The following is a 24366-nucleotide window of genomic DNA, read 5'->3' as shown; positions in this document are numbered from 1 at the left end:
CTCTCTTTCAGCGCCGTCGCGGCCAGCAGCATTCCGCTCATCAGGGTGGTTAATGTGCTTTTCATCGCCGCTCCTTAAGCTTGTTTCATCTGTTGGTGATGGCGTCGTTCACCCAGCATCACGATAATCAGCAGCAGAACCGCCAGCACGCTGCCGCCGATCATCACCATAAAGCCGCCGTCCCAGCCGAAGAAATCGACGGTATAGCCAACGATGGCGCTCGCGGCCACGGAGCCGCCGAGATAGCCAAACAGGCCGGTGAAGCCCGCGGCGGTGCCAGCGGCTTTTTTCGGCGCCAGCTCCAGCGCATGCAGGCCAATCAGCATCACCGGACCGTAAATCAGGAAGCCGATGATGATCATACAGGCCATATCCACGCCCGGGTTACCCGGCGGGTTCAGCCAGTAGACGACGGTGGCGATGGTGACCAGGGTCATAAAGAAGACGCCGGTCGCGCCGCGGTTGCCTTTAAACACTTTATCCGACATCCAGCCGCACAGCAGGGTGCCCGGGATCCCCGCGTATTCATAAAGAAAGTAGGCCCAGGACGATTTATCCAGCGCGAAGTGCTTAACCTCTTTCAGGTAGGTCGGCGACCAGTCAAGAATGCCGTAGCGCAGCAGATAAACAAACACGTTGGCGACGGCGATGTACCACAGCAGCTTGTTCGGCAGGATGTACTGCATAAAGATCTGCTTTGCGGTCAGCTCTTCTTCGTGCTTCTCGCTGTAGTCGTCAGGATAATCGTTTTTGTACTCTTCGATCGGCGGCAGGCCGCAGGACTGCGGAGTATCGCGCATCATCGCGAAGGCGAAAATCGCCAGCAGGATCGCGCCGAAAGCCGGCATATACAGCGCCGCGTGCCAGTCGTTAAACCACGCCATCCCCAGCAGAAACAGCAGCGGCGGGATCCCGCCGCCGACGTTGTGCGCGCAGTTCCATACCGAAACAATACCGCCGCGCTCTTTCTGCGACCACCAGTGCACCATCGTACGTCCGCACGGCGGCCAGCCCATCCCCTGGAACCAGCCGCACAGGAACAACAGGACGAACATCACCATAATGCTGGAGGTCGCCCAGGGGACGAAGCCCATCACCAGCATCACCAGCGCGGCAAGGATCAGGCCTGCCGGTAAAAAAATGCGCGGATTCGAACGGTCAGAAACCGAGCCCATGATGAATTTCGAAAATCCGTAGGCGATAGAGATACCGGAAAGCGCAAAGCCGAGATCGCCGCGGGAGAACCCCTGCTCGATAAGATAGGGCATCGCCAAAGCAAAGTTCTTACGAACCAAATAGTAAGCGGCATATCCGAAGAAGATACCGATAAAGATCTGCCAGCGTAATCGACGATATAGCGGATCGATTTCCGCCGTTGGCAAACGCGCTTTATGCGCTGCGGGTTTAAATATACTTAACATATCAGCCTCCGTGGCCATTGCTGTTCTTCTGACGTCGTCGCAAAAAAACGTAATTTATTCACTGACTTCTGATTTGGTCGCGATAGTAGGCAAAGCGTAAATCTAATACTGTGAAATGTCGCACACTTTGTTACAGAAATATGACAGAACTTTCCAATATGCGCATAAAGTCACAACAAACGCTCGAATTGCGCGCAAATATGCTCGAAATCAAACATTAAACGCGGTCGATATGGCTAAATGATGTAAAACGAACACAGAGGACAGGGAGATGGCCGATAGTCGTGAATATGACGTCATTATTATTGGCGGCGGCGCCACCGGCGCCGGGATCGCGCGCGACTGCGCGCTGCGCGGGCTGAAGGCGGCGCTGGTTGAGCGCTACGATATCGCCACCGGGGCGACCGGCCGCAACCACGGCCTGCTGCACAGCGGCGCGCGCTATGCGGTAACCGATAGCGAATCGGCGCGGGAGTGTATCAGCGAAAACCGCATCTTACGCCGCATCGCCCGGCACTGCATTGAGCCCACCAGCGGCCTGTTTATTACCTTGCCGGAAGACGATCCGGCGTATCAGCACACCTTTATCACCGCCTGCCAGCAGGCGGGTATTGAGGCCCAGCCTCTGACGCCCGCCGAGGCGCTGCGCATTGAGCCTGCGGTTAACCCGGCGCTGCTCGGCGCGGTGCAGGTCCCCGACGGCACCGTCGATCCTTTCCGCCTCACCGCCGCAAATATGCTCGATGCCCGCGAACATGGCGCCGCTATCCTCACCGGCTGCGAAGTCACCGGCCTGCTGCGTCAGGGCGATCGCGTCCATGGCGTCACGATCTACAACCATCAGCTCCGTGAATCGCGCACGCTGCGCGCGCAGGTGGTGGTCAACGCCGCCGGGATCTGGGGGCAGCGCATCGCAGAGTATGCCGACCTGCGCATCTCGATGTTTCCGGCAAAAGGATCGCTGTTAATCCTCGACCACCGCATTAACCGTCAGGTTATCAACCGCTGCCGCAAACCGGCTGACGCCGATATCCTGGTGCCCGGCGATACTATTTCGCTGATTGGCACCACTTCGATGCATATTCCCTATGACGAAATTGACGACAACCGGGTAACGGCCGAGGAGGTCGAAACGCTGCTGCGCGAAGGGGAAAAGCTGGCGCCGATCATGGGGCGGACGCGGGTACTGCGCGCCTACTCCGGCATACGTCCGCTGGTCGCCAGCGATGACGATCCCAGCGGGCGCAGCGTCAGTCGCGGTATTGTGCTGCTCGACCACGCCCGGCGCGACGGACTGGAGGGCTTTATCACCATCACCGGCGGTAAGCTGATGACCTATCGTCTGATGGCGGAGTGGGCCACGGATGCGCTCTGCCGCAAGCTCGGAAATACCGTCCCCTGTACGACCGCCGATACGCCGCTGCCGGGCTCGCAGGAGCCGGCGGAAGCCACGCTACGCAAAATCATCTCTTTACCTGCGTCGCTGCGCGGGTCGGCCATCTATCGCCACGGCGATCGCACCCCGGCCTGGCTTGGCGATAGCCGCCAGCACCGCAGCCTGGTCTGCGAATGCGAGGCGGTGACCGCCGGCGAGGTTCAGTACGCGGTCGAAAACCTGGCGGTGAAAAACCTGCTCGACCTGCGCCGCCGCACCCGCGTCGGCATGGGAACCTGTCAGGGCGAACTGTGCGCCTGCCGCGCCGCCGGGCTGCTCGCGCGTTTTAACGTCACCACTTCCGCTCGATCCCTTACCCAGCTGTCTCAATTTTTGAACGAACGCTGGAAAGGCGTCCAGCCGGTGGCCTGGGGGGACGCGCTGCGCGAAAGCGAGTTCACCCGCTGGGTCTATCTCGGCCTGTGCGGATTACAAAAGGAGCATCAGGATGAAGTTTGATTGCGCCATCATCGGCGGCGGCCTCGCCGGACTGCTCTGCGGGCTGGCGCTCAACCAGCGCGGCCTGCGCAGCGTGATTATCAGCCGCGGCCAAAGCGCCCTGCACTTCTCTTCCGCCTCGCTGGATTTACTTACCACGCTGCCGAATGGCGACACCGTCACCGATGTCGCTCACGGCATCGGCCAACTGGCCCGCCAGCTTCCCGAACATCCCTATGCCAGGCTCGGCGCCGAACGGGTGATGGATTACGCCCGCCAGAGTCAGGCGCTGTTTGCCGACTGCGGTATCGCCATGCAAGGTGACGCCAGCCAGCCGCATCTGCGCGTGACGCCGCTGGGAACCTTACGCGCGGCCTGGCTATCGCCGCAGGAAATCGCCACCGCGCCGCTGCCCGCCAGCGGCGTCGGCGTAGTCGGCATCAGCGGATTCGGCGACTTCCAGCCGCATCTTGCCGCCGCCTCTCTGAACCAGCACGGCGTGACCGCCGAAGCCCATGAGATAGATTTACCTCTCCTCGATGTGCTGCGCGATAGCCCATCCGAATTTCGTGCCGCCAATATTGCCCGCCGGCTGGACGATGAAGCGCACTGGCCGGCCCTGCTGGCGGCGCTGCGCCCGCTGGCGCAGCGGCATAATTTACTGATTATGCCCGCCTGCTTTGGCCTCGCCAACGATCGCCTGTACCAGTGGCTGCAGCAGCGCCTGCCCTGCCCGCTGCGCCTGCTGCCTACGCTGCCGCCGTCGGTGCCGGGGATGCGCCTGCACGCCCAGCTGCAGCGGCAATTTATCCGCAGCGGCGGGACCTGGCTGACCGGGGATGAAGTCATCGATATCAGCCACCGCAACGGTAGCGTTAACGCGATCTGGACGCGCAATCACGGCGATATCCCGCTGCGCCCGCGCTTCGCGGTGCTGGCCAGCGGCAGCTTTTTCAGCAACGGGCTGGTCGCCGAGCGCAGCGGCGTGCGCGAGCCGATCCTCGGCCTTGACCTGCAGCAGACGCTGCCGCGCGAGCGCTGGTATCAGCAGGACTTTTTTGCCTCTCAGCCCTGGCAGCGTTTCGGCCTGAAAACCGATGCGGATCTGCGCCCGCAGCTTCAGGGGCAGACGCTGGAAAATCTGTTCGCCGTAGGCGCGATCCTCGGTGGTTTTGACGCCATCGCGCTGGGATGCGGCGGCGGCGTTTGCGCGGTGACCGCGCTGCATGCCGCTGGGTTAATCGGCGAGCTTGCCGGAGGTGAATCATGAACGACACGCGCTTTGAACACTGTATAAAATGCACCGTTTGCACCACCGCCTGCCCGGTCAGCCGGGTTAATCCGCGCTATCCGGGGCCAAAACAGGCCGGGCCGGACGGCGAACGCCTACGCCTGAAAGACGGCGCGCTCTACGACGAGGCATTGAAATACTGCATCAACTGTAAACGCTGCGAAGTTGCCTGCCCTTCGGACGTCAAAATTGGCGATATTATCCAGCGAGCACGCATGGAGCACGGTCGGCAAAAGCCCACGCTGCGCGATGCGATCCTCAGCCATACCGACCTGATGGGCACCCTCTCCACGCCGTTTGCCCCGCTGGTCAACGCCGCCACCGGGCTGAGGCCGGTACGCCAAATCCTTGATGCCGCGCTTAAAATCGATCACCGCCGCACGCTGCCGAAATATGGCTTTGGTACCTTTCGCCGCGCGTATCGTCAGCTGGCCGCCCGGCAGGGGCAGTACGCCGAGCAGGTGGCGTTTTTTCACGGCTGCTATGTGAACTACAACAATCCGCAGCTGGGCAAAGATCTTATCCGCGTGTTCAACGCCATGGGCATCGGGGTGCAGTTATTGAGCAAAGAGAAATGCTGCGGCGTACCGCTGATTGCCAACGGTTTTTTTGCGAAAGCGCGCAAGCAGGCGCTGAGCAACGTCATCGCGATACGGGAAAATAGTCTGCCCATTATTGCGACTTCATCGACCTGCACCTTTACGCTGCGCGATGAATATCCGCATCTCCTTGATATCGATAATCACGATATCCGCGACCGGATTGAGCTGGCGACTCGCTGGCTCTGGCGTCAGCTGGATAATGGGCGGCCTCTGAAGCTAAAAACGCTGCCGCTGAAGGTGGTCTATCACACGCCCTGCCATATGGAAAAAATGGGCTGGTCGCTGTATACCCTTGAGCTATTGCGGCTGATCCCCGGCTTGCAGCTGGAGGTACTCGACTCGCAATGCTGCGGTATTGCCGGCACATACGGCTTCAAGGCGGAGAACTACGACTCATCGCAGGCGATGGGCGCGCCGCTGTTCCGGCAAATTGAGGAGAGCGGCGCGGATCTGGTGGTGACCGACTGTGAAACCTGCAAATGGCAGATAGAGATGTCCACCAGCAAACGCTGCGAACACCCCATCCCCCTGCTGGCACAGGCGCTGGCCTGACGCCAGCGCCAACACCGGGGGGCTAGTAGCTCCCCTTTCCCTCCGCCTGTTCGGCTACCGGCTTGAACATCGCCAGCCGTTTATCCAGCGCGCTGGTGTAAAGGTTGGTATCGACGCCAACGGCAACAAAATTCGCCCCCCACGCCAGCGCTTTGTGCGCCATCTCCGGATCGACGGCAAGGAATCCGGCCGCCTTACCCGCCGCGCGAATGCGGCGGATGCTCTGTTCAATAACCCGCTGCACTTCAGGATGACCGGCGTTATCCGGGTAGCCCAGCGAGGCCGACAGGTCCGCCGGGCCGATAAACACGCCGTCAATGCCCTCCACTTCAAGGATCGCATCCAGATTATCGAGGGCCGTTTTACTCTCTACCTGAATCAACAGGCACAGCTCATCGTTGGCCTGCGCCATATAGTTTTCGACCCGTCCCCAGCGCGCGGCGCGGGCCACTCCGGCCCCCACCCCGCGGGTACCCAGCGGCGGGTAGCGGGTAGCCGAGACAATCTCCCGCGCCTGTTCGGCGGTATCGACCATGGGGATCAGCAGCGTTCTGGCGCCGATATCCAGCACCTGTTTAATCAGGCTGCGATTGCCCTCTACCGGGCGAATGACCGGCTGGCTGGCGTAGGGCGCAATGGCCTGCAGCTGATGATAAAGATCCTGGATGGTATTGGGCGCATGTTCGCCGTCAATCAGCAGCCAGTCGTAACCCGAGGTGGCGGCAATCTCAGCCATATAAGAAGAGGTCGAGCTCAGCCACAGGCCAATTTGCGCTTCCCCTTGTAATAATCCCGCTTTAAATGGGTTCGATAAAATTGCGTTCATAGTTCTCCCTTACATTAATGCTGTACGCTGCCAGCCTGCGGCACGGCGCGGTTCACGCGCAGTGAAAAGATAATAACCACCCCGACAATCGCCACGCAGGCGAGCGTCACTAATCCGGCAGAATCACTGGCGAACATGGTTTCAGCCTGGACGCGGATAATGGGCGCCAGAAACCCGCCGATAGCGCCGAACAGGTTCACAAAGCCGATGCCAGCGGCCAGCGCCGTACCGGACAACAGCTGCGTCGGCATGGTCCAGAAGACCGGCTGCACGGCAATGACGCCGACGGCGGCAACGCACAGCGCGATAATCGCCAGCACCGGCGACACCAGCCCGGAGACCGCAATGCCAATTGCCGCCGCCAGCAGGGTGAATGCCGCCACATTACGCCGCTCGCCGGTGCGGTCGGAGTAGCGCGGAATCAGCCAGGTACCGAACAGCGCCGCCACCCACGGGATCGCGGTCACCACCGACGCCACGAACCCCACCTTGGTGCCGAGCAGCGCGGCAACCTGGGTTGGCAGGAAGAAGATCAGGCCGTAAACCGCCACCTGAATGGTGAGATAGATAATCGCCAGCTGCCAGACGCGGCCGTTACGCAGCGCATCGGACAAACGCGAGGTCACCTTTTTCTGCTCTTCGCTGGCCAGCTCGCTGATTAACGCCTGTTTTTCGGCAGCGCTCAGGAAGCGCGCCTTTTGCGGCGTATCGTCGAGCCAGAAGAAGGTGAAGAACCCCGCGCCGACCGCCAGCAGCCCCTCAATGATAAACATCCAGAACCAGCCGGGATGCCCCATAAAACCGTGCATTTCCAGCAGCGCGCCGGAGAGCGGCGACCCGAGGGTCAGCGCCAGCGGCGCGCCCATATAAAACAGCCCCATAATGCTGGCGCGGTTCTGCTGCGGAAACCACTGGGACGTCAGGTAGATCATGCCCGGGAAAAAACCCGCTTCCGCGGCGCCCAGCAGGGTGCGCACCAGCAGAAACTTCGCTTCGGTATCCGCCCACGCCATCGCCGCGGAGAGAAGCCCCCACAGCAAGGTGGTGCAGCCGATCCACTTTCTTGCGCCGAATTTGCGCATCAGCAGGTTAGCGGGCACCCCGAGAAAGGCGTAGACCACAAAGAAAATCCCCGCCCCCAGCGCATAGGCTTCGTTGCTAAGGCCGGTATCCAGCTGATAGGTCTCTTTGGCAAAGCCGATATTCGAACGGTCAAGAAACGCCAGCACGTACAGCGCCAGCATAAAGGGGATCAAACGGGCGCGGTTTTTCTTCACCACGCTCTCAAGCAAGGCGTTGCTCATCGTAATATCCTCAACAATAGGCCGCACATCTGCGCTGTGCGGCACGACGGGATCAGTGGCTATAAGGACGTTTCAGATTACAGTCGCGGTTCAGCTCCACGCCGAAGCCCGGTTTGTCCAGCACGGTTTTATGAATGCGCCCGTCCACCGGTACCGGCTCATCAACCAGAATCGGGTCAAACTGCGGACGCATCGTTGAACAGTCCGGGCTGGTCATCAGGAACTCGCTGAACGGCGTGTTGGTAAAGGTAATGACCGCATGGTGCGAATAGACCGACGAGCCGTGCGGCACCACCAGCTGGCCGCGCGATTTGGCGATCGCCGCAATCTCCACCAGCGTGGTCAGGCCGCCGCACCAGCCCACGTCAGGCTGCATAATATCGATGCCGGTTTCCGACAGCGTGCGGAAGGATTGCAGCGTACCGTGGTGCTCGCCGCTGGTGACCATCATGCCGGCAGGCGCATTGCGTTTAAGCTCGCGATAGCCTTCATACTGCTGCGGCGGCAGGCACTCCTCGATCCACTTAAGGTTAGAGGGTGCGCAGGCGTGGGCCAGTTTAGTGGCGTAGTTAACGTCCTGGCTCATCCAGCAGTCCAGCATCAGCCAGAAGTCCGGGCCGCACTTTCCGCGCATATCGGCCACCATAGCGGCATCTTTGCGGATCCCCGCGTCGCCATCGTGCGGCCCCCAGTGGGTCGGCATTTTGCCGCCAATAAAGCCCATCTCTTTCGCCAGGTCCGGACGCGCCCCGGTGGCGTAGAACTGAATTTCATCGCGCACCGCGCCGCCCAGCAGTTTGTAAACCGGCAGCCCAACCACTTTGCCGAACAGATCCCACAGCGCCAGGTCGACGCAGGAAATCGTATTCATCACCAGGCCGCCGGATCCGGAGTAGTACAGGGTGGCGTTGAGCATCTGGTCATGGATCAGTTTGATATCGCTGACGCACTTGCCTTCGATAAAGCGGTTGAGGTGTTTTTCCACGATAAAGCAGCCCATCTCGCCGGCGGTCGATACCGCAAAACCGGTCTGCCCGTTTTCGGCTTCGACCTCAACGATCAGCGTGCCGAGAACGTTGATGCCAAACGACTGGCGGGACTGTTCATACTGTTTATATTTGCTCATCGGCGTGGCGATATGATCGTCAATCCAGTGATTTGCCCCCTGGTCATGATAATCGCCGCCGCCAGCGCCTTTCTCTGCGGTAGCACCGCCGATAAACCAGGCGCGGACGTGTTTAATTTTCGGTAGGGTCATGATCTTCTCCTTATTATGAGGCTTGTTGTTCGAAGGGGCTTTTCCACCCCAGCAGACGGGAAATATCTTTGGCGCAGGCAATCGCCCTACCGGCGAGGTAATCGCGATTGTCTTCATTGATTTGCAGACGGGTACCCACCACGGAAATGGCGGCGGTCAGCTCGTTATTGGCATTAAAAACCGGCGCCGCCACGCAGCGAACGTCGGGATAGTCTTCGCCGTTATCGAAGCTCCAGCCGCGGGCGCGAATACGGCCCAGTTCATCACGAAGCTGTTGGGCGCTGGTGATGGTGGTTGGCGTCGCACGCTCCCACTGCAGCTCGCTGATAATCGACTCCTGAACCCGCTCGGGCTGCCAGGCCAGCAGGCATTTACCAATGCCGGAACGATATAACGACAGGCTCTTACCTTCGTGCGAACGCACGCTGATGGTGGCCGGGGATTCAATCTTCAGAATGTAGTAGGCGTTGCCGCTGTCGATGATGCCCAGGTGGCAGAGCAGCCCGCACTGATCCATCAGCTGCGTCAGGCGCGGGCGCGCCAGTTCGCGCAGGTCCATTTTGCTCAGCGCCTGCCCGGCCAGCTCAACCAGCTTGGTCCACAGGCAGTAGTTATCCTGATTATCCATGCTGAGGAAGCGCTGTTTTTTCAGCTCTCCCAGCAGCAGATAGGCGGTGCTTTTCGGAATACCCAGTTCGTCAATAATGGTCGCCGCGCTGCAGGGGCCGATGCGGGCGATCAGATTGAGAATATCAATGGCGCGGGTCAGCGCCGGGACTTTGCTTGATTCCAACATACTGGACTCCAATCCTGAATACTGGAATCAGTGTTGCGGTTGTCGGGCGTGTAAATTGTGAGCGACTTCAAATGACGACGCTATTCCAGCCGGGTGGACGTTCAGAGGGAGAAAAATGCGAGATAGTGCACAGAATATTTTAAAGCAAGTACAACAGGCTGGACTCATCGCGCGCCGGGAGGGGCTCCCGACGCGGAGGTGGGTTTACGCTGAGAGAGATTCGACGACGTTAATCCAGCCGTGTTCACCGGCCACCGGCTGGCCGTTCAGCCAGCGGCGCAGCATGTTGAGGGCCATCATCGCGCACACTTCCTGACGCACCTGGAGGCTGTGGCGGTTGGTGGTGAATTTCACCCGCAGCGCGTGGGTGCCGTCCGGCGTGGAAAGCGCAAAGTTCAGGTGATCGCTCTCCTGACCACTTACCGCCAGCGCCAGGCCGGCAAAGTGTTTTTCGCGCCGTTCCGCCGCCCAGCGCGCAGACTGCGCCAGGGTCTCCTCCTGCGCCGGAATGACTTCGCTGGCCAACAGCGGAGCGTTGACGCGAGAAAGCTGTAGCGCCAGCAGACCACCGGTAAACTGCTCGCTCAGCGTCAGGCTTAGCTGACGCTGCTGCAGGCGACGGGCGATCTGCGCAGGCAGGCCTTCGGTACCTTCGAAAATCATGCTCTCTCCGGCCACCTTCTGCACTTCCGGCCACAGCGCCAGCATCGCCTCGCGCTGTTCGGCAGGCCCGGTCAGCTTCAGTTCGATAATCGGCATCGAGGAGCGATAGCCCATTACGACGCCCGGCGGCAACTGCAGATGGTCGAGGCTCTGCGCCAGTTCGCTTTCGGAACGGCCGAAGGTGGTCAGGCGCAAACACAGCGGCGCAGCGGATAGCGGGAAACGTTCGCGCAGGCGCGGTAAGATTTCCTGTTCAACCATCACCTTAAATTCGGAAGGCACGCCGGGAGTAAAAAACATCAGGCAGCGGTTTAGCTGCACGGCAAAACCGCATGCGGTCCCGACCGGGTTGTTGATCATCTCGGCGCTTTGCGGAATTTCCGCCTGTTTACGATTGCTGGCGGCCATGGGTCTTCCGCGCTCGGCAAAGAAACGGGTCATGGTTTCCAGCCAATCTTCGTGCAGAATTAACCCTTCGCCTTTGGCCGTCGCCGCGGCCAGCGCGCTCAAATCGTCGCTGGTCGGCCCCAGGCCGCCGTTAACGATCAGCACGTCAGCGTGTTCGCTGCGCTCGCGTAAAATCGCCACCAGGGAGTCGAGGTCGTCACCCACGGTATGGCGACGCTTTAAGGGTAATCCTTGATTAAAAAAGAAATCCGCCAGCCACGCGGCATTGGTGTCGATGATTTGCCCATGCAGCACTTCATCGCCGGTGGACAGCATTTCCACGTTTAACATTGTGAACTCCAGCCTGATAAGTAGAAATACTATATCGCAAAGCGGCTGGTGAAAAAGCCTGAAAATCAGGCGCGGCGGAATACCGCGCCGGAGAGATTAGAAGCTGGCGTTGACGCCGACGTACGGACCGTCCGCGACCGCGTTATCGCGGTTGCCGTCTTTACCCGCCAGGTTAAGGTAGCGGTAACCAGCTTCGATGCTCAGAGGGCGCATAATGGTAAAGCGCGCGCCGGCATTGGCTTCCTGATAGCTGTCGATACCGCTGGAGAGTGAATCGGGAGAGTAATAGTATTCGCCGAACAGACGGAAGCTGTCGCCGATTTTCCACTGCAGACCGCCGCCAACCGCCGCCGCGTAGCCTTCATCGCCATTGTTCGGGTTGGTGTAAACGCCTTTTCCGCCCACGGTGGCCAGGAATGGCCCCAGGGGAATGTTCAGGCCCAATCCCAGCCCCGCCGCATCGCCGTCGTCATCATTGTGCAGCCAGTTGCCGGTTACCGCCAGGCCGGTCGATTCCGTACCGAATCCGACGCCAAGGTTAGTGTAGTGCTCGCCGGCCTGCCCGCTGACGCTGATCGCATTTGCCGCCGTCGAGACGAACATCATGCCGGCCAGGGCCATAAATATGCTTTTTTTCATTTTTATCTATCCAGAAAATAATAATAAGAAAATCCCAAAAAACCGCGAAATTGTACTGCTCCGTTTTAAGGAATCAATGCGTTATAGCGCGCTTTTACCGCGTGATTGTAACCAGTTGCTTCGGGAGCCTTGTTAACGGTCTCAGATATCAATTCAATAGTCAGGGTCAAATTGCTGGGTCTCAGCCTTTATTATACAAATAGGCTCCAGCTTATTTCGTCGTCGCAAAGAGATGAATAAGTTACATAAAACTTTGTCAGGAGATAAAGATGAGCAAAAAAGGATTAACCACCGCCGCCGGCGCCCCGGTTGTCGATAATAACAATGTCGTCACCGCAGGCCCGCGCGGCCCGATGCTGCTGCAGGATGTCTGGTTTCTGGAAAAACTGGCCCACTTCGACCGTGAGGTTATCCCGGAACGCCGAATGCACGCTAAAGGCTCCGGCGCTTACGGTAAACTGACCATTACCCGCGATATCACCCGCTATACCCGCGCAAAACTGTTTGCCGAAATCGGTAAAACCACCGATCTGTTCCTGCGCTTCTCAACCGTCGCCGGAGAACGCGGCGCCGCTGATGCCGAGCGCGATATTCGCGGTTTCTCGATCAAGTTTTATACCGAAGAAGGCAACTGGGATCTGGTGGGCAACAATACGCCCATTTTCTACCTTCGCGACCCGCTGAAGTTTCCCGACCTTAACCACGTCGTGAAGCGCGACCCGCGCACCAACCTGCGTAACCCCACCTGGAAATGGGACTTTTTCTCCCTGCTGCCGGAAACGCTGCATCAGTTAACGATTGATTTCAGCGACCGCGGCCTTCCGCGCTCCTATCGCCATATGCACGGTTTCGGCAGCCACGCGTTCAGCTTTATTAATGCCGATAACGAACGTTTTTGGGTGAAATTCCACTTCAAATCCCAGCAGGGGATCGCCAACCTGATGGATGATGAAGCGAAACGCCTGGTGGCAGAGGACCGCGAGAGTTCGCAGCGCGATCTCTATGAGTCGATTGAAAAAGGCGATTTCCCGCGCTGGACCTTCTACGTGCAGATCATGCCGGAAGCGGACGCCAGCCGGGTCCCTTATAACCCCTTCGATCTGACCAAAATCTGGCCGCACGCTGATTATCCGCTGATGGAAGTCGGCGTGCTGGAGCTCAACCGCAACCCGGACAACTACTTCGCAGAAGTTGAGCAGGTCGCGATGAATCCGGCCAATGTGGTGCCCGGGATCGGCTTCTCTCCGGATCGCATGCTGCAGGGACGGCTGTTCTCCTACGGCGATACCCAGCGCTATCGTCTGGGCGTCAACCATCATCAAATTCCGGTCAATGCACCGCGCTGCCCGTTCCATAACTACCACCGCGACGGCGCGATGCGCGTTGACGGCAATAGCGGCAACGGCGTCACCTATGAACCCAACAGCTTTGGCGCGTTTCAGGAACAGCCGGACTTTAGCGAGCCGCCTTTAAGCCTTGAAGGCGCGGCGGCCCACTGGAATCATCGGGAAGATAACGACTACTTCAGCCAGCCGCGCAGGCTGTTTGAGCTATTAAGCGAAGAGGAACATCAGCGTATGTTCCAGCGTATCGCCAATGATATGCGGGATATCCCTGAGTTTATTCAGCAGCGACAAATTGGCCTGTTCAGTGAAGTCCACCCCGACTACGGCGCGGGCGTGGCTGCGGCGCTGAAAGCCTTAAAGCACGGAGAGTAATGCTGATGGCAGCCCTTGCGGCTGCCATTTTACGGTTTTTAAACGCGCTTAGTGCTGAAGCTTGGCGAGCTGCCGCAGCGACAAACCGGTTAGCTTTGCGACCTGAGAGGGCTCAAGCCCATCATCCAGCATCGCCTGAGCAATGCGTTGCGTCGCCTCCTGCTGTCCTTGATGCCGGCCTTCTTGTCGGCCTTCATTCCGGCCTTCCTGTCGACCCTTTCGTAAACCTTTTTCTATCCCCGCCTTCATTCCCTGAAGGACCCCCTCTTTACGGCCACGCTCTTCCAGAAAATGAGCAATATTCATCAGCGTCTCCTTATGCGGCTTGAGTGGCGTCTTTTGCGCGAGCTTGCGTAAAAAGGCCACCGGATCGGCGGCGTTGCCCGCCTGAAGCATATAATTCAGCAAAGTTTTAAACTGCCGACGCGTAGTGTATCCCAAGGATAATATCCTGACCAGTTGCTCAGAAATGTCCATCAAATCCCGCTGGCGGATATGTTTTTGCAGCAGTTCCAGCATAGCGACACGGCGGTGCTGCACAAGCCGATCGTCAGGAATCACCGTGACGTCTATCAGTGGAAAACGCTGGCTATACAGCCGCTCGGCCACCTCTGGCTGAGGGAAATCATCCAGCCAGCGCGTCGAGTACGGGTAAGGAGCGATCCTGCCGTGATAAAATAGCAGAGGAATAACCAGCGGCAGCTGATGATGCCCTTTATCAAGGTGGCGCTGCATGGCCGCGATGGCGTATCGCATCAGGCGAAACGCCATATGCCTGTCGGGAGAGCTTTGATGCTCTATAAGAATGTAGATGTACCCCTCTCCGTGCTGGGTTTTTAGCGAATAAAGAATATCCGAATGGCTTGCGCGTAGGTCCTCTTCAATAAAACTGCCGGATTCCAGCTGCAGCGTTCGCAGATCGCACTGTTCCCGCAAATGCTTCGGCAAATGAATAGACAAAAAATCGCGCGCCGTTGCCCGTTGGGACAAAAGGTGTTTAAACACCGCATCGTGCGGTGAGTGGCTTGCAATCTGTTCCATGATGGCCCCTGACCCGTTAACCTACGCTCACCCTACCACCGCACGCGTTCGCCGCGCGTTTTCGCTTGCGGTTTGCCGAGGCGGCTCGCAAACTGGGCCTTCCCGTTAGTTATCCCTGTCATCAGTAAGGAGAAATCATGCGTCAAAGGACTATCGTCTGCCCGCTCATTCAACATGAAGGCCACTATCTGCTGTGCAAAATGGCCGACGATCGCGGCGTATTTCCCGGCCAGTGGGCGCTCTCCGGCGGCGGCGTCGAGCCAGGCGAGCGCATTGAAGAGGCGCTGCGGCGAGAAATTCGCGAGGAGCTGGGCGAAAAACTGCAGCTGACCCAGATTACGCCGTGGACCTTTAGCGACGATATCCGGGTTAAAACCTACGCCGATGGCCGCCGGGAAGAGATTTATATGATTTACCTGATCTTCGACTGCATCAGCGCCAATCGCGAAGTGACGATCAACGAGGAGTTTCAGGACTACGCCTGGGTGAAGGCAGAAGATCTTCCCCACTATGATTTGAACGCGGCGACCCGCAGGACGCTCACCCTGAAAGGCCTACTCTGAACCCACGGTCAAAAAGCGCAGTCTGACCTTCAGCCCGCCCAGCGTTTCGCTACGCAGCAGCTGCGGATGGCTGCGGTGCAGGCGCGCAATATCGCTGACCAGCGCCAGTCCAAGCCCGGCGCCGGGGTTGTCACCCACGTTTTCCAGACGATGGAACGGCATGAGCGCCTGCTGAATCTGCGCATCATCGATCCCCGGCCCGCTGTCTTCGACGTCCAGCAGCACCGCCTCTCCGTCACGATGCAGGCTGACCGTGACGATACCGCCCTGCGGCGTATAGCGAATCGCGTTATCCAGCAGATTCGCGCACAGCTCGCTCAACAACACGCCATCGCCGGCAATGGTCACCGTCGAGGGTTCCCCCTCATAGCCGAGATCGATAGCCTTGCTCCGCGCCTGCTGAAGACGCGAAAAACAGCTGTTGTGGACGATCTCATGCAGGTCCACCGGCGGGAACGCGTGTTCGCCCTGCTCTTTCCGTTTGATGGTAGCCAGCTGCAGCAGGCGTTCGGTAAGCAGAATAGTACTGTCAAGCGTGCCGCTCATCGCCTCCAGGCTCTCTCGCCACAGCCGGGGATCGCCGCTCGCCAGCGCCACTGAGGCCTGCGTTTTCAACACCGCTAACGGCGTTTTGAGCTGATGCGACGCGTCGGCGCTAAAGCGCTCCTGGCGGGAGATCATCACCCGTAACCGGTCGATATAGCGGTTAAAGGCCACGATCAGCAGACGGGTTTCCGACCACGGCAGCAGCTCCGGCAGCGGCGTCAGCAGGCCGGGTTCGCGCCGCACCATGAGCGCCGAAAGCCGGCGCATCGGCCGCAGCACGCGGCGCAGCAGCCAGCCGGTGAGCACCAGCGTCAACAGCACTAATAGCCCCTGCGAGATCCATGATGAAAACAGCAGCTGTCCCGCCAGCCAGCGCCGCGACTGCAGCGTTTCGGCGATGTAGATTTCCGCCATGCCGACAACGCCGCCTTCGTTAACCGGCTGCAGCAGGCGCGCTACGCGAATGGCCTGACCGCGATATTCAGTATGATAAAACCACGCCAGCGCCGGATAGAGTTCGGTACGAGAGGTCGATGGCGGCATCGACGGCAGGTCGTCAAAACCGGAAATCACCCGCTTCTCGGGATCGAGTACCTTATAGTACAGCCGATCGTTCATATTCAGCTCGAAGCTGTCCAGCACCACCCAGGGGACATTCACCTCCAGCCTACCGCGGCGAACCACCAGGCGCTCCGCCACCGTGCGGGCGGATGAAAGCAGCGTGCGATCGTAAGCCTGGGTTGCCGCCTGCAGAGCGCTGACGTAGCTATTGAACGCCGACAGCCCCCATAGCAAAACCAGCGGCAGGCCGAGAAACAGCAACAGTTGAGCGAATAACGACTGCGGTTTACCCCACCTCATGAGCGAGCTCCAGCACGTAGCCCAGGCCGCGCAGGGTCACGATACGCACGTTGCTCTCCTGAAGTTTCTTACGCAGACGATGGATATACAGCTCAATGCTTTCCGGGCTGACGTCATCGTTCAGGCTGAAAACCTGTTCAAACAGCTGCTGGCGCGACACCGGCCGCGTACGGCGAAACATCAGCACCGTCAGCAGCGCCTGTTCGCGCGGCGTCAACGACAGCGTTTGGCCGCAGAGTAAAAAATAGCCTTCATCGCGATATTCCAGCGCGCCGATCTGCTGAACCTCATGCACCTGGCCTTCGCTACGCCGCAGCAGCGCGCGCAGCCTGGCATCCAGCTCTTCAAGTTCAAAAGGTTTCGGCAAATAGTCATCGGCGCCGACGTTCAGCCCTTTCACCCGATCCGCCACCGCGCTGCGGGCGGTGAGTAGCAAGACGGGAAGGGTCTGCCCGCGCTTTCGCAGGCGCTGCACCACTTCCAGACCGTCGAGTCCCGGCATGCCAATATCCAGCACCGCCAGCGCATATTTTTCGCTTTGCAGCAGATGATCGGCCGCGCGACCATCAAATACGCAGTCCACTGCAAACCCGCCCTGCACCAGCGCTTTCTCCAGCCAGTGAGCCAGCTCACGGTTATCTTCTGCCAGTAAGAGACGCATATCACATCCTGAAAAGTTGCTGCCGCATTGAAAGGGAAATGAAAGGTAATTGTTTTAACAATCACGCAACCGAATAGCCACATGCCGGTTCACATAATTAAAAAAACGTCCCCTGTATCTGACTGAGGAAGCTTATGAATATGCCATTCCTGCGCCGAGCTGGCGCCATTGCATTATGCCTTTTAACCGCCTCTGCCCTTGCCGCCGAGGCGCCTTCCCGTACCGAATGTATCGCGCCCGCCAAGCCCGGCGGCGGCTTCGACCTCACCTGCAAGCTGATCCAGGTCAGTCTGATGGAAACCGGCGCCATCGAAAAACCGATGCGCGTCACCTACATGCCCGGCGGCGTAGGCGCTGTGGCCTATAACGCGATCGTCGCCCAGCGCCCCGGCGAACCCGGTACCGTGGTCGCGTTCTCCGGCGGCTCGCTGCTCAACCTGGCGCAGGGCAAGTTTGGCCGCTACGGCGTGGATGATGTGCGCTGGCTGGCCAGCGTCGGCACCGATTACGGCATGATCGCCGTCCGCACCGACTCGCCGTGGAAAGACCTGCCGTCGTTTATGGCGGCGATGGAAAAAAATCCCGCCAGTATCGTCATCGGCGCCGGCGCCTCCATTGGTAGTCAGGACTGGATGAAAGCGGCGCTGCTGGCGCAAAAAGCCAACGTCGATCCGCACAAAATGCGCTACGTGGCGTTTGAGGGCGGCGGCGAACCGGTCACCGCCCTGCTGGGCAATCATGTGCAGGCGGTCTCCGGCGATCTCAGTGAAATGGTGCCTTATCTCCAGGGCAATAAAATCCGCGTGCTGGCGGTGTTCGCTAACGAAAGGCTGCCGGGTGACCTCGCCGATGTGCCGACCGCCAAAGAGCAGGGCTATGACCTGGTCTGGCCGATTATTCGCGGCTTCTTCGTGGGTCCGAAAGTCAGCGACGCCGACTATCAGTGGTGGGTGGATGAGTTCACGAAATTGCAGCAGACCGACGCGTTCAAAAAGCAGCGCGAGCTGCGCGGCCTGTTCGAATTCAATATGAACGGTAAGGAACTGGACTCCTACGTTAAACAACAGGTGGAAGCGTATCGCCTGCAGGCGAAATCCTTTGGCCTGGCCAAATAATTTACGGAGGTTGCGATGAGCGATCGTATTTTTGCCGGAGTGTGGCTGCTGCTCTGCGCGGGTGGAATGTTTATCGCCTGGCAAATTCACAGCGAATACGCCTATGAGCCCGTCGGCCCACGCCCTTTCCCGGTCGGCATTATCGGCCTGATGCTGGCGTGCTCTGTCTTGCTGCTTCTGCGTCGGCCCGACGCCATCACGTGGCCCGGGCACCGGGTTTTACAACGTCTATTAACCATGGTGGTTGCGCTGGGGATCTATGCGTGGGGTTTTGAATGGCTGGGTTTTCCTCTGGCCACCGCGCTGCTGACCGCCGTGTTTGGCCTGCTGTTTGGTGCCACCCTGCCCGCCGCCGGGATAGCCGGCGTCGCGATGGGCATCGCGCTGTGGTACGTCTTTGACGCCCTGCTTGATGTCACCCTGCCGCTCGGCGTTTGGTTGAGTTAACGGAGAAGGTTATGGATATCTGGATTTATTTATCGCAGGGCTTCGCCGTTGCCATGACGCCGGGCAACCTGACCATCGCGCTAATTGGCTGCTTTGTTGGCACTATCGTCGGTCTCCTGCCGGGTCTGGGCCCGATTAACGGTGTCGCGATCTTACTGCCGCTGGCCTTTGCTCTGCACCTGCCCGCGGAATCAGCGCTAATCCTGCTGGCTACGGTCTATATTGGTTGTGAATACGGCGGGCGCATTTCGTCTATCCTGCTTAACGTACCCGGTGATGCCGCCGCCATTATGACCGCTCTCGACGGTTATCCGATGGCGCAGCAGGGACGCGGCGGCGTAGCGCTGTCGATCTCTGCCGTGAGCTCCTTTGTTGGTTCAACGATCGCTATCGGCGGGATCATCCTGTTCGCCCCGGTGCTGGCGCAGTGGTCGCTGGCGTTCGGCCCGGCGGAATATTTCGCCCTGATGATTTTTGCCATCGCCTGCCTTGGCAGCATGATGGCGGAAAATCCGCTGAAGTCATTTCTCGCCGCGTTAATCGGTTTAGGGCTGGCGACGGTGGGCGTTGATGCCAATACCGGCGTGTACCGCTTCACGTTCGACAGCGTTCATCTTTCCGACGGCGTGCAGTTTATCGTGGTGGTGATTGGGCTCTTTTCGGTTTCGGAGATTTTGCTGATGCTGGAGAGCACCAGCGGCGGGCAGAAGCTGGTACGGAAAACCGGACGCATGCTGTTTAACGCCAAAGAGGCGGGCCAGTGCGTGGGCGCGACCCTGCGCTCATCGGTGGTGGGTTTCTTTGTCGGCATTCTGCCGGGCGCAGGGGCGACCATTGCCAGCGCCATCACCTATATGACCGAGAAAAAGCTTAGCGGCAATAGCGCTACCTTCGGGAAGGGCGATATTCGCGGCGTCGCGGCGCCGGAAGCGGCGAACAACGCCTCCGCCTGCGGCTCGTTTATTCCGATGCTCACGCTCGGCGTTCCCGGCTCCGGGACCACCGCGGTGATGATGGGCGCCCTGACCCTCTACAACATCACGCCGGGACCGGCGATGTTTACCGAACAGCCGGATATCGTCTGGGGGTTAATTGCCGCGCTGCTCATCGCCAACGTGATGCTGCTGATTATGAACATTCCGCTGATCGGCCTGTTCACCCGCATGCTGACGATTCCGCTATGGTTTCTGGCCCCGGCCATCGCCGCCGTGTCCGCGGTCGGCGTCTACGCGGTGCACAGCACCACCTTCGACCTGCTGTTGATGGTTGGGCTGGGCGTGCTGGGCTACATTATGCGTAAGATGCACTTCCCGATGTCGCCGCTGATCTTAGGGTTTGTGCTGGGAGAGATGCTGGAGCAGAACCTGCGCCGCGCGCTGTCCATCAGCAACGGCAACGTGGCGATTCTGTGGCAAAGCGGCGTAACGAAAACGCTTCTGTTTCTGGCCATCGCGGTGATTGTTGTCCCTCCGCTGCTGCGGTACTGGCGGAAGCGCCAGCTTAATACGCAGGGCGACCTGCCCTCTTCCTGATGCTCAACGTCATTGGCGGTCGCTCTGCGCCGCCAATGACGGTATACGTTGAATTTCCACCACATCTGCCTGATAGTTATCGTTTTAACTTTCTGGTGATCCGTTATGACCGTCGCCGCATCCCGTTCGGGGTTAACATTCGCCGCGTTGGCGCTGGCCCTGATGCTTGTTTACACCGGTATCAGCGCAGGGGATAAGCTCACCTGGCTGATGGAAGTGACGCCGGTGATTATCATCGTTCCGCTTTTGCTGGCCACGCGCTCGCGCTATCCGCTGACGCCGCTGCTTTACACGCTGATTTTCTTCCATGCCATCATTTTGATGGTCGGCGGTATGTACACCTACGCGAAAGTGCCCATCGGCTTTGACGTCCAGGCGTGGTTGGGACTGAGCCGTAACCCCTATGACAAGCTGGGGCACTTTTTCCAGGGGCTGGTGCCGGCGCTGGCGGCGCGGGAGATTCTGCTGCGCGGCGGCTACGTTCACGGGCGAAAAATGCTCGGTTTCGTGGTCTGCTGTATTGCGCTGGCGATTAGCGCCGTCTATGAACTGATCGAATGGTGGGCGGCGCTGGCGCTGGGACAGGGCACTGATGAGTTTCTCGGCACCCAGGGCGATCCCTGGGATACCCAGTCGGATATGTTTTGCGCCCTGCTCGGCGCGCTGACCACCGTTTTAGCGCTGGGCCGCTGGCATACGAAGCAGCTACTGAACGTCCAGCGCGTCTGAGTCGGGCATCGCCTGCTGGTTGACCCAGTCACGTAGCGCCCGGCGGGAAATTTTAATTCCGCCGGTTTTCAGCGATTCAGGCAGCCGCAGCCAGCGCACTGGCTGCTGAAACCGCGCCAGCTTATCGGCGCACCAGCCCGCCAGCGCGGACGGGTCGTCATGCTCGCCGCACTCCACCACCGCCACCGGCCGCTGGCCAAACTCCGCATCATCCTGCGGCACGATGAAAACTTGCGTAATCCACGGATGAGCGCCAATCACCCGCTCCACTTCTTCCGGCTGAATACCTTCTCCGCCGCTAAAAAAGAGGTTGTCCACTCGTCCGAGGATAGTCAGCCTGCCGTGCTCCAGCCGGCCCCGATCGCGAGTGGCGAACCAGCCGTCGGCATTAGCGAGGGGGACAATTTGCCCATCGCGCCAGTAGCCTGCGGCGATGCTGTCCGACCGCAGCCACACTTCACCATCGACAATCCGCACTTCGCGCCCCGGCAGCGGCTGCCCGACATCCGCCAGGCCGTCCGCCTCCTTGGCGCATACCGTGGAGGCAAACTCGGTGAGGCCGTAGCCGCACCAGCAGCGAATACCGCGCTTACCGGCCTGCTCGGTTAGCGCCACCGGGATCGCCGCGCCGCCGAGCAGAACCGCTTTCAACGACACCTCGGCGTCGCCGCTGAGCAGGCGCCAGAGCTGGGTCGGCACCAGAGAGGCATGGGTACAGCCGCGTAACGCCTGTTCCAGCGGCTGCTTGTCGCGTACCGTCAGGCCTGCGCCAGCTAACAGCCAGCGCCAGAGAATCCCCTGGCCGGAAACGTGAAACAGCGGTAGCGACAGCAGCCAGTCGTCCTGCGGCGCAAAGGGTATCATCGCCAGCACGCCCTCTGCGCTGGCAAGATGGGCGCGAAAAGCGTGCACCGCCGCTTTCGGTAGTCCCGTCGACCCCGAGGTTAGCGTCATGGACGCGATACGATCTTCTCGCCAGGCGACCGCGTGCACGCCGTCGCCGGCGCGCAACGCTAATGGATTAAGCGCCACCGGAAGGTCGCCGCCGTTTAGCACCAGCGCGTGGCGCAGTCCCAGAGACGGCAGCAGTTCCGCCAACAGAGGAGCAGGCAGCTGCGGATTCAGCGGCAGGACGCGCGCGCCGCACTGCAGGAGGGCCAGCCACGCCAGCAGAGCATCGGGCTGGTTGTAAGCGCGAAGCAGCACGCCATCGCCGTCGCGAACGCCCTGGGCGTGGAATCCCCCCGCCAGCGCATCAATTTGCGCGCACAGTTCCCGCCAGCTTAGCCGCCGCTCGTTCAGGCGCAGCGCCTGAGCCTCTTCTCGCAGCCGCCGCCAGTGGCGCCAGGGCCAGTCGCTAAAGGTCACAGCAGCGGCTCCAGCTCATCAACGTGCAGACACGGCAGCTCGCTTTCCGGCCAACGGCGCACCAGCTGGGCACGCATCAGGCTCAGCGTGTCCAGACCGGGGATCGTGTCCGGGGTCAGCCAGGCGGCGATTCGCGCCAGCTGCGTCAGGCCAAGGCTCGACTCAATGGCGGAACTGATGACCGCCGTTAGCCCCAGGGCATGCGCCTGCGCCACCTGCTGCCGCACTTTTTGCAGACTGCCGGTCAACGTCGGTTTAATCACCACCGCCCGCAGCCCCGGCTCGGCGGAAAAGGTAAAGTCCGCCTCGCGCAGGCTCTCATCCCAGGCGATAGCGATACCCGTTTGTTGGGCAAAAGCGCGCGAATCATCGCGGTTTTTACAGGGTTCTTCGAGAAAGGCGATGCGGCTGCGATAGTGTGGATTCACGTATTTGGCAAACTGCTGCGCTTTCAGCGGCGTCCAGGCGCGGTTAGCGTCGAGGCGTAGCGTCAGATCGGGAATCGCCTCCAGCAGCAGGTTGACCACCATGCCGTCGCGCACCGCCTCATACAGGCCGACTTTGACCTTGGCGACTTTTTCGCCGGGCATCAGCGAAAGCCTGGCGAACAGCTCGTCCGGATCGCCGGCGCAGAGCGGCGCCGCGCGATAGTCCGCAGCCTGCGGCAGCTCGCCGCACAGTTCCGCCATTGCGCAGCTCGCCCCGAAAGCCGCCGACGGCGGCGTTGGCAACGCGCCCTCTTCGCCATCGCGCCAGGCGCTCGCCCACGCCAGCAGCGCAGCCTGCGCCTCATCCAGCGTTTCCAGGCTGAATCCGGGCAGGGGAGATATTTCCCCCCAGCCTTCGCGCTCGCCGTCGCGCAGGCGCAGAAGCAAACCATCGCGGGTTTTTAACCGCCGTTCACGCAGCACCACTCCCGCGTCCATCGGTAGCTGCCAGCGGTAGACCTGCGCCTGCCGCATTACGGATTCCGTTTAAATTTGCTGAAGTCCGGCTGGCGCTTCTGATTGAAAGCGTTGCGCCCTTCCTGACCCTCTTCGGTCATGTAAAACAGCATGGTGGCGTTACCCGCCAGCTCCTGCAGTCCCGCCTGGCCGTCGCAGTCGGCGTTCAGCGCCGCCTTCAGGCAGCGCAGCGCCATCGGGCTGTTCTGCAGCATTTCCCGGCACCAGCGCACGGTCTCTTTTTCCAGGTCCGCCAGCGGCACCACCGTATTCACCAGCCCCATATCCAGCGCCTGCTGCGCGTCGTACTGCCGGCACAGGAACCAGATCTCACGGGCTTTTTTCTGCCCGACGATGCGCGCCATATAGGAGGCGCCCCAGCCGCCGTCGAAAGAGCCGACTTTCGGGCCGGTCTGGCCGAAGATGGCGTTTTCCGCCGCGATAGTCAGATCGCACATCATATGCAGGACGTGGCCGCCGCCGATGGAGTACCCCGCCACCATCGCCACCACCGGTTTCGGGCAGGTGCGGATCTGGCGCTGAAAATCGAGAACATTGAGGTGATGAACGCCGGAATCATCCTGGTAGCCGCCGTAGTCGCCACGGACTTTCTGATCGCCGCCGGCGCAAAATGCTTTATCGCCTTCACCGGTCAGAACGATGACGCCAATATTGTCGTCATAGCGGGCATCCGCCAGCGCCTGAATCATCTCTTTGACGGTCAGCGGGCGGAAAGCGTTGCGTACCTGCGGGCGGTTGATGGTAATTTTGGCAATCCCGTCCGCCGATTTTTGGTAACGAATGTCGGTGTAGCCTTCGGAGCAGTCCTGCCATTCAATCGGGGCGTAAAGCATGGCTTCATCAAGAGAGATCATAAA

Annotated in this window: 22 protein-coding genes; 9 read left to right on the top strand and 13 right to left on the bottom strand. The window is 59.9% G+C overall.

The features are described from left to right. Positions 1 to 74 precede the first annotated feature (74 nt). A complete protein-coding gene (gene glpT / locus ABLV30_RS23315) occupies positions 75 to 1421 on the bottom strand; it encodes a glycerol-3-phosphate transporter (protein WP_004852762.1) in 1347 nt (448 codons plus the stop codon). A 271-nt stretch (positions 1422 to 1692) separates the two neighbouring features. Between glpT and glpA the strand changes: the two genes are divergently transcribed. The 3 genes from glpA to glpC are packed head-to-tail and all read left to right on the top strand — an operon-like array spanning position 1693 to position 5739. Then, positions 1693 to 3315 carry an anaerobic glycerol-3-phosphate dehydrogenase subunit A gene (gene glpA / locus ABLV30_RS23310; RefSeq protein WP_047723184.1) on the top strand — a complete coding sequence of 541 codons (1623 nt, stop codon included), beginning with the start codon at positions 1693 to 1695 and terminating at the stop codon, positions 3313 to 3315. Further along, positions 3305 to 4564, top strand: a complete 1260-nt coding sequence (gene glpB / locus ABLV30_RS23305) for a glycerol-3-phosphate dehydrogenase subunit GlpB (RefSeq protein WP_038424727.1) — start codon at positions 3305 to 3307, stop codon at positions 4562 to 4564. The genes glpA and glpB overlap by 11 nt, the downstream gene beginning before the upstream one ends. Continuing rightward, positions 4561 to 5739 (top strand): anaerobic glycerol-3-phosphate dehydrogenase subunit GlpC, encoded by a 1179-nt coding sequence (gene glpC, locus ABLV30_RS23300; protein ID WP_265801552.1) that lies wholly within the window; start codon positions 4561 to 4563, stop codon positions 5737 to 5739. The genes glpB and glpC overlap by 4 nt, the downstream gene beginning before the upstream one ends. A gap of 22 nt (positions 5740 to 5761) precedes the next feature. Here the strand turns inward: glpC and yfaU are convergent, their stop codons facing one another. From yfaU to ABLV30_RS23270, 6 genes are all read right to left on the bottom strand, one after another. Beyond that, positions 5762 to 6565 carry a 2-keto-3-deoxy-L-rhamnonate aldolase gene (yfaU, locus tag ABLV30_RS23295; protein WP_014839099.1) on the bottom strand — a complete coding sequence of 268 codons (804 nt, stop codon included), beginning with the start codon at positions 6563 to 6565 and terminating at the stop codon, positions 5762 to 5764. Between the two features lie 14 nt (positions 6566 to 6579). Further along, positions 6580 to 7869 (bottom strand): MFS transporter, encoded by a 1290-nt coding sequence (locus ABLV30_RS23290; RefSeq protein ID WP_004852770.1) that lies wholly within the window; start codon positions 7867 to 7869, stop codon positions 6580 to 6582. A gap of 52 nt (positions 7870 to 7921) precedes the next feature. Then, on the bottom strand, positions 7922 to 9127 hold the full coding sequence (rhmD, locus tag ABLV30_RS23285) for an L-rhamnonate dehydratase (protein ID WP_064391586.1): 1206 nt from the start codon (positions 9125 to 9127) through the stop codon (positions 7922 to 7924). Between the two features lie 13 nt (positions 9128 to 9140). Continuing rightward, positions 9141 to 9923, bottom strand: a complete 783-nt coding sequence (locus ABLV30_RS23280; RefSeq protein WP_004852774.1) for an IclR family transcriptional regulator — start codon at positions 9921 to 9923, stop codon at positions 9141 to 9143. 204 nt (positions 9924 to 10127) lie between these two features. Further along, on the bottom strand, positions 10128 to 11324 hold the full coding sequence (locus ABLV30_RS23275) for a nicotinamide mononucleotide deamidase-related protein YfaY (RefSeq protein ID WP_032750698.1): 1197 nt from the start codon (positions 11322 to 11324) through the stop codon (positions 10128 to 10130). A 96-nt stretch (positions 11325 to 11420) separates the two neighbouring features. Next, positions 11421 to 11963 carry a YfaZ family outer membrane protein gene (locus ABLV30_RS23270; RefSeq protein ID WP_004123076.1) on the bottom strand — a complete coding sequence of 181 codons (543 nt, stop codon included), beginning with the start codon at positions 11961 to 11963 and terminating at the stop codon, positions 11421 to 11423. Between the two features lie 269 nt (positions 11964 to 12232). Between ABLV30_RS23270 and ABLV30_RS23265 the strand changes: the two genes are divergently transcribed. Next, complete coding sequence (locus ABLV30_RS23265; protein WP_032750700.1) at positions 12233 to 13681, top strand: catalase; 1449 nt, start codon at positions 12233 to 12235, stop codon at positions 13679 to 13681. A gap of 48 nt (positions 13682 to 13729) precedes the next feature. Here the strand turns inward: ABLV30_RS23265 and ABLV30_RS23260 are convergent, their stop codons facing one another. Continuing rightward, on the bottom strand, positions 13730 to 14722 hold the full coding sequence (locus ABLV30_RS23260) for an Rpn family recombination-promoting nuclease/putative transposase (RefSeq protein WP_064404443.1): 993 nt from the start codon (positions 14720 to 14722) through the stop codon (positions 13730 to 13732). A gap of 137 nt (positions 14723 to 14859) precedes the next feature. On the opposite strand from ABLV30_RS23260, the gene nudI reads away from it, so the two are divergent. Beyond that, a complete protein-coding gene (nudI, locus tag ABLV30_RS23255) occupies positions 14860 to 15285 on the top strand; it encodes a nucleoside triphosphatase NudI (protein WP_014230231.1) in 426 nt (141 codons plus the stop codon). Here nudI and ABLV30_RS23250 read toward each other — a convergent pair. Both ABLV30_RS23250 and tctD read right to left on the bottom strand, forming a co-directional pair. After that, the gene (locus tag ABLV30_RS23250) at positions 15277 to 16692 is read right to left on the bottom strand and encodes a sensor histidine kinase (RefSeq protein WP_025106694.1); all 1416 of its coding nucleotides are present in this window, start codon (positions 16690 to 16692) and stop codon (positions 15277 to 15279) included. The genes nudI and ABLV30_RS23250 overlap by 9 nt on opposite strands. Beyond that, the gene (gene tctD / locus ABLV30_RS23245) at positions 16679 to 17353 is read right to left on the bottom strand and encodes a transcriptional regulator TctD (protein WP_032750708.1); all 675 of its coding nucleotides are present in this window, start codon (positions 17351 to 17353) and stop codon (positions 16679 to 16681) included. Before tctD ends, ABLV30_RS23250 begins: the two co-directional genes overlap by 14 nt. A 140-nt stretch (positions 17354 to 17493) precedes the next feature. Here tctD and ABLV30_RS23240 point away from each other — a divergent pair, with 140 nt between their 5' ends. The 4 genes from ABLV30_RS23240 (at position 17494) to ABLV30_RS23225 (ending at position 21176) form a co-directional block, all read left to right on the top strand. Then, on the top strand, positions 17494 to 18468 hold the full coding sequence (locus tag ABLV30_RS23240) for a tripartite tricarboxylate transporter substrate binding protein (protein WP_265801589.1): 975 nt from the start codon (positions 17494 to 17496) through the stop codon (positions 18466 to 18468). Positions 18469 to 18483: 15 nt separating this feature from the next. Next, positions 18484 to 18915, top strand: coding sequence for a tripartite tricarboxylate transporter TctB family protein (locus ABLV30_RS23235; RefSeq protein WP_200914073.1), 432 nt, complete (start codon positions 18484 to 18486; stop codon positions 18913 to 18915). Between the two features lie 11 nt (positions 18916 to 18926). Then, positions 18927 to 20447: a tripartite tricarboxylate transporter permease gene (locus tag ABLV30_RS23230; RefSeq protein WP_014230236.1), complete on the top strand. Its 1521-nt coding sequence runs from the start codon at positions 18927 to 18929 to the stop codon at positions 20445 to 20447. Between the two features lie 105 nt (positions 20448 to 20552). Then, on the top strand, positions 20553 to 21176 hold the full coding sequence (locus tag ABLV30_RS23225; RefSeq protein ID WP_265801545.1) for a DUF2238 domain-containing protein: 624 nt from the start codon (positions 20553 to 20555) through the stop codon (positions 21174 to 21176). On the opposite strand, the gene menE is transcribed toward ABLV30_RS23225, so the two are convergent. The 3 genes from menE to menB are packed head-to-tail and all read right to left on the bottom strand — an operon-like array spanning position 21153 to position 24363. Next, positions 21153 to 22544 carry an o-succinylbenzoate--CoA ligase gene (gene menE, locus ABLV30_RS23220; protein ID WP_265801543.1) on the bottom strand — a complete coding sequence of 464 codons (1392 nt, stop codon included), beginning with the start codon at positions 22542 to 22544 and terminating at the stop codon, positions 21153 to 21155. The genes ABLV30_RS23225 and menE overlap by 24 nt on opposite strands. Further along, complete coding sequence (gene menC, locus ABLV30_RS23215; RefSeq protein WP_049083371.1) at positions 22541 to 23506, bottom strand: o-succinylbenzoate synthase; 966 nt, start codon at positions 23504 to 23506, stop codon at positions 22541 to 22543. The genes menE and menC overlap by 4 nt, the downstream gene beginning before the upstream one ends. Next, a complete protein-coding gene (gene menB / locus ABLV30_RS23210) occupies positions 23506 to 24363 on the bottom strand; it encodes a 1,4-dihydroxy-2-naphthoyl-CoA synthase (protein ID WP_004123101.1) in 858 nt (285 codons plus the stop codon). The genes menC and menB overlap by 1 nt, the downstream gene beginning before the upstream one ends. Positions 24364 to 24366 lie beyond the last annotated feature (3 nt).

It is taken from the genome of Klebsiella sp. CN_Kp113 (assembly GCF_040064585.1).
GTDB classification, from domain to species: domain Bacteria; phylum Pseudomonadota; class Gammaproteobacteria; order Enterobacterales; family Enterobacteriaceae; genus Klebsiella; species Klebsiella michiganensis.
The sequence above is the reverse complement of the archived record's forward strand: the minus strand, read 5'-3'. Positions and strand labels throughout refer to the sequence as shown.

Bases quoted from the DNA above. Each gene is read 5' to 3' on its own strand.
- glpT (WP_004852762.1), bottom strand. From the start codon at position 1,421: ATGTTAAGTATATTTAAACCCGCAGCGCATAAAGCGCGTTTGCCAACG.
- glpA (WP_047723184.1), top strand. From the start codon at position 1,693: ATGGCCGATAGTCGTGAATATGACGTCATTATTATTGGCGGCGGCGCC.
- glpB (WP_038424727.1), top strand. From the start codon at position 3,305: ATGAAGTTTGATTGCGCCATCATCGGCGGCGGCCTCGCCGGACTGCTC.
- glpC (WP_265801552.1), top strand. From the start codon at position 4,561: ATGAACGACACGCGCTTTGAACACTGTATAAAATGCACCGTTTGCACC.
- yfaU (WP_014839099.1), bottom strand. From the start codon at position 6,565: ATGAACGCAATTTTATCGAACCCATTTAAAGCGGGATTATTACAAGGG.
- ABLV30_RS23290 (WP_004852770.1), bottom strand. From the start codon at position 7,869: ATGAGCAACGCCTTGCTTGAGAGCGTGGTGAAGAAAAACCGCGCCCGT.
- rhmD (WP_064391586.1), bottom strand. From the start codon at position 9,127: ATGACCCTACCGAAAATTAAACACGTCCGCGCCTGGTTTATCGGCGGT.
- ABLV30_RS23280 (WP_004852774.1), bottom strand. From the start codon at position 9,923: ATGTTGGAATCAAGCAAAGTCCCGGCGCTGACCCGCGCCATTGATATT.
- ABLV30_RS23275 (WP_032750698.1), bottom strand. From the start codon at position 11,324: ATGTTAAACGTGGAAATGCTGTCCACCGGCGATGAAGTGCTGCATGGG.
- ABLV30_RS23270 (WP_004123076.1), bottom strand. From the start codon at position 11,963: ATGAAAAAAAGCATATTTATGGCCCTGGCCGGCATGATGTTCGTCTCG.
- ABLV30_RS23265 (WP_032750700.1), top strand. From the start codon at position 12,233: ATGAGCAAAAAAGGATTAACCACCGCCGCCGGCGCCCCGGTTGTCGAT.
- ABLV30_RS23260 (WP_064404443.1), bottom strand. From the start codon at position 14,722: ATGGAACAGATTGCAAGCCACTCACCGCACGATGCGGTGTTTAAACAC.
- nudI (WP_014230231.1), top strand. From the start codon at position 14,860: ATGCGTCAAAGGACTATCGTCTGCCCGCTCATTCAACATGAAGGCCAC.
- ABLV30_RS23250 (WP_025106694.1), bottom strand. From the start codon at position 16,692: ATGAGGTGGGGTAAACCGCAGTCGTTATTCGCTCAACTGTTGCTGTTT.
- tctD (WP_032750708.1), bottom strand. From the start codon at position 17,353: ATGCGTCTCTTACTGGCAGAAGATAACCGTGAGCTGGCTCACTGGCTG.
- ABLV30_RS23240 (WP_265801589.1), top strand. From the start codon at position 17,494: ATGCCATTCCTGCGCCGAGCTGGCGCCATTGCATTATGCCTTTTAACC.
- ABLV30_RS23235 (WP_200914073.1), top strand. From the start codon at position 18,484: ATGAGCGATCGTATTTTTGCCGGAGTGTGGCTGCTGCTCTGCGCGGGT.
- ABLV30_RS23230 (WP_014230236.1), top strand. From the start codon at position 18,927: ATGGATATCTGGATTTATTTATCGCAGGGCTTCGCCGTTGCCATGACG.
- ABLV30_RS23225 (WP_265801545.1), top strand. From the start codon at position 20,553: ATGACCGTCGCCGCATCCCGTTCGGGGTTAACATTCGCCGCGTTGGCG.
- menC (WP_049083371.1), bottom strand. From the start codon at position 23,506: ATGCGGCAGGCGCAGGTCTACCGCTGGCAGCTACCGATGGACGCGGGA.
- menB (WP_004123101.1), bottom strand. From the start codon at position 24,363: ATGATCTCTCTTGATGAAGCCATGCTTTACGCCCCGATTGAATGGCAG.